The organism is Lysinibacillus sp. FJAT-14222, from assembly GCF_001278875.1.
Lineage (GTDB): Bacteria > Bacillota > Bacilli > Bacillales_A > Planococcaceae > Lysinibacillus > Lysinibacillus agricola.
In genome coordinates this window covers 432,105-435,698 of sequence record NZ_LIYL01000021.1, presented here as the reverse complement: position 1 = coordinate 435,698, position 3,594 = coordinate 432,105, and the positions used below count along the sequence as shown (strand labels likewise).

3 protein-coding genes and 1 pseudogene are annotated in these 3,594 nt (G+C 33.8%); 3 read left to right on the top strand and 1 reads right to left on the bottom strand.

Annotated features, from left to right (window positions below; genetic code table 11):
* Positions 1 to 210 (top strand): annotated as a pseudogene (locus AN161_RS11745) (hypothetical protein); the annotation flags it as partial.
* Positions 211 to 487: 277 nt separating this feature from the next.
* On the opposite strand, the gene AN161_RS11740 reads toward AN161_RS11745, so the two are convergent.
* Positions 488 to 808 carry a putative quinol monooxygenase gene (locus tag AN161_RS11740; protein WP_053594526.1) on the bottom strand — a complete coding sequence of 107 codons (321 nt, stop codon included), beginning with the start codon at positions 806 to 808 and terminating at the stop codon, positions 488 to 490.
* 656 nt (positions 809 to 1,464) lie between these two features.
* Between AN161_RS11740 and AN161_RS11735 the strand changes: the two genes are divergently transcribed.
* Both AN161_RS11735 and AN161_RS11730 read left to right on the top strand, forming a co-directional pair.
* The gene (locus AN161_RS11735) at positions 1,465 to 2,439 is read left to right on the top strand and encodes a YafY family protein (protein WP_053594525.1); all 975 of its coding nucleotides are present in this window, start codon (positions 1,465 to 1,467) and stop codon (positions 2,437 to 2,439) included.
* A 70-nt stretch (positions 2,440 to 2,509) separates the two neighbouring features.
* Complete coding sequence (locus AN161_RS11730) at positions 2,510 to 2,968, top strand: SRPBCC domain-containing protein (protein WP_053594524.1); 459 nt, start codon at positions 2,510 to 2,512, stop codon at positions 2,966 to 2,968.
* The last annotated feature ends 626 nt before the right edge of the window (positions 2,969 to 3,594 follow it).

Here is a 3,594-nt window from a genome sequence, read left to right as displayed (position 1 = left end):
ATGAGTCGGGTGATGATGACTTCTGGTATTAATGAGGTCATGATTGCTCCTTTTACGAAAATCATTAAAACACCTGCACTCGCTTATTGGACGATTGGTCTGTTTATGATGTTTATTTCGTGGTTTTTCTGGCCATCCCCGACTGTTGCACTATTAGGGGCTGTTCTCTTACCTGTCACGATTCGTGCGGGCCTCCCAAGTCTTGGAGTACCGAACACCAACAAAAGAATCTTTTTGAATACATAAATAATCAAAGCTATTTTCATAACATTTCTTTCATCGAAAACCTCCAAAAAGGCTTAGGAATAACTCCTAAGCCTTTCAATCTTTCTATTAGTTATTGAAGATTATATATATTTTTACAACTATCAATGTTTTCAAAAACGACTCAGCCATCTGGCAACGATTAAATATCGACAACAGATGACTGCAGGGATAAGACCACACGGAGTGGTCTTATTTTTATTCAACTAAAGTCCTCTTTCGTTTAATAAGAATTCGGTGAAACGCCCTTCCCGCCCATTATATTCATGGTGCTCATTCTCTCCATTCCAGTAATGATTGGTTTTGCACGCTTTATTAATGTTTGTGTAACCTCTAGAGATAAAGATGCTTTATGGGCTTTTTCATTACTCCACACTTCATAAACATATACAGAATTTGATTCGTATTCAGAAACACTTACGAGATATATCTCGCATTCATCAAGATTCTTCATTGATTCTGCCGCTTCCAATAAAATATGTACTAGCGTATCACGTTCGCCATCTTTTACTATAAACTTGCCAAACAATCCAAATTTGCTCATATTGTCCTCCTATATTTTGCTACTCTTTAATTATTTCTACAACGAAATATGATTCTCCTGTTATTTCTTAAATAATAAGAAACTTCTTTAACTAACCCTGCAACGATTAACATTTTTTCAATTAGGGTAAAAACAAATCGGCTTCTTGGATTCTTTGTAGCATCTAAAATAACTTGTTTTACAAAAATCTTGTGACTCTTTCTCTGAATTTGGACCCTACGATTGACATTGGCAAACAATAGATTGAGATGCATTTGTATGTACACATATCCAATTTCCCTTTTCATTCTCTAAGCATGTGTGGATTTAAAATACAGTCGCGATGTTTGAAAAAAAGTTATGACGCTTTATCCCTTTTGAATATAGTTATCTAAAAAAATGGTTTATAGTGAAAGGAAAAGTACGTCTGAATTATAAGGTGGATTAGGGAATTATCGAGTGACAATAGAGTTATTCCGTATTCGGACCAGATTGTGTAATTAGAATATGATTAATAGAGAAGCGGGATTTTTTATAATAAAGTAGAATGTTCTTCAGAGTAAGCTCTGTAAGGTGATTAATAAAATGGTAAACATATGTTTACATTTATAATTAAATTTTTCAATAAGTTTAGTATTTTGGCGCTTATTTGAATTTAGAGAAGGGAATGACTATATATGTCTAAAATGGTTAATATGCTTTCTATATTATGGCTCCTCAAAACGAGGAAACAATTGACTGCTAAGGAGCTAGCAGAGGAATTAGAAATCAGTATCCGTACGGTGTACCGCTATATTGATGCTTTGTGTGCAAGTGGAGTACCAATCATTTCAGATGCAGGACATAATGGTGGGTACAGTTTATTGAATGAGTTTACAAAGGCACCTTTGTTTTTTAATATGGATGAGCAGAAAGCGCTTGTTCATGCTGCAAAATTTGCAATAGATGCAGGGTATCCCTTTAGTGAAGCGTTAGATGAAGCAATTTCTAAATTAAAAATGTATACAAACGAGGAACAATTAAATCATATCAATCGCCATTTAAGAGGGTTTGAAGTCATCCATCCTACTATTGAATCGTCCTTAAAATCTATTCTTCAAGATTTAGAAATTGCTGTTGCCGAAAGCTATAGTTTATTTATTATTTATCATAAAGATAGAGAAATTGAACCGCAATCACGCCGTATTGATCCTTATGGTCTTGTTTATTGGAAAGGTAAGTGGTACACAGTTGCTTATTGCCATCTGCGTGAAGAAATTCGAAGTTTTCGAATCGATCGTATTCAATCATTATCCAAAACAGATAAAAAATTCGACCGACCCTTGGGATTTTCAGCACGTTCTTTCTTACTAAAAGACCTTTTACCTGATTCAAACCAACTTGAAAAACTCATTTCTGTCCGTATCAAAGGCAATACACATGCGCTAGATGATTTATGTCAGCATTGGTTATTTAGTCATGCTTTAATAGAACGAAAAGACAATCAAGCTCTTTTTAAGGTTGATAAAGAGTCTATTCATAGCTTTGTACCTTACTTTCTTCTCCCCTACGGTAAATCTATTACCATTTTGGAACCAACTTTATTACAAGAAAAATTGGCAACAATCAGCTTTGAGTTATTCAATCATTATCAAAATACTTCACTTCACTGACCGTACTTGTCAGTGAAGTTTTTTTATAATGTACATGTTCCAAATTAAATTTTTAGGAGGCATAAAAATCATGAAGGATTTGAAGTATCAATTTTATATTGCAGGTACACCAGAGGAAGTTTGGAAGGCACTTATCTCTTCTGAGAGTACAAAACAAATTTATTATGGGTCCGTCATAAAATCTACATTTCAACTGGGCGATCTTTTGGAGTATGTCGGTCCTGGAGTAGATGGAGATAAAACGGTGCATGTATACGGAAACGTATTGGAATATGAACCAAATAAGGTACTTCGATTTACTCACTATCCTGGAAAGTCTTATATTGAAGATGATCATGCATTCGAGTCAAGAATTTCTTATCTTTTAGAACCTATTGGCTCATGCACGAAATTGACAGTCATACAAGACCAGTGGAAAGAAGGAGATTCCACTTATGAGAACAGCGACAAGGCCTGGTGGATGATTTTAAGTAATACAAAGACTTTAGTAGAAACAGGAAGTACTCTAGACTTTGGTGAAGGTTCATAGGTCAGTCACAAATGATTTAAGAAAAGGAATAGTGGAGCATAAATCCTTAACTAACCTTCAAGTGAAGTAAACAACTTAAATGTGTAAAAAACTTAACCATGACCTAGAATTTTTCTATATAACTGATCTCTTTGAGAGAACATATATATTTGTTCAACCATAGGGCACGATTTTGGAAGATTGAAGGTAGAAAATGATTAAACTTTTTTATAAAATCTAACTTAAAACTGCTAAAGAATAATCCAATCCATTTTGAGTAATCTTTTTTCAAAATGGATTATTCTTATTTACAGAAAAATACAGGTTTAAGAGGTGTTTTTTATCAAACTTTATTTCAAAGCTACAGAATGACTCTCTCACCTTTCAATTTATCAATCATAAAAATAATTTCCATATAACGGCTATTATTTACTACCGTACATATTACACTAAACGACTCCTTTAGTGTACGTGTAATCCTTCACAATCGTATTTTTTTCACAAGAAAATACAGTTTTCTTAAAGAAGCTGTTCACTTATTTCGGAGTAGCAAATGCCCACAAAAAAAACCATCACCAACTTTTTTCCCCTTCATATTCTATAGAATCAGATCGAATTTTGAGGGGGAAACGTATGGGGATTGAATT

Bases quoted from the DNA above. Each gene is read 5' to 3' on its own strand.
- AN161_RS11735 (WP_053594525.1), top strand. From the start codon at position 1,465: ATGTCTAAAATGGTTAATATGCTTTCTATATTATGGCTCCTCAAAACG.
- AN161_RS11740 (WP_053594526.1), bottom strand. From the start codon at position 808: ATGAGCAAATTTGGATTGTTTGGCAAGTTTATAGTAAAAGATGGCGAA.
- AN161_RS11730 (WP_053594524.1), top strand. From the start codon at position 2,510: ATGAAGGATTTGAAGTATCAATTTTATATTGCAGGTACACCAGAGGAA.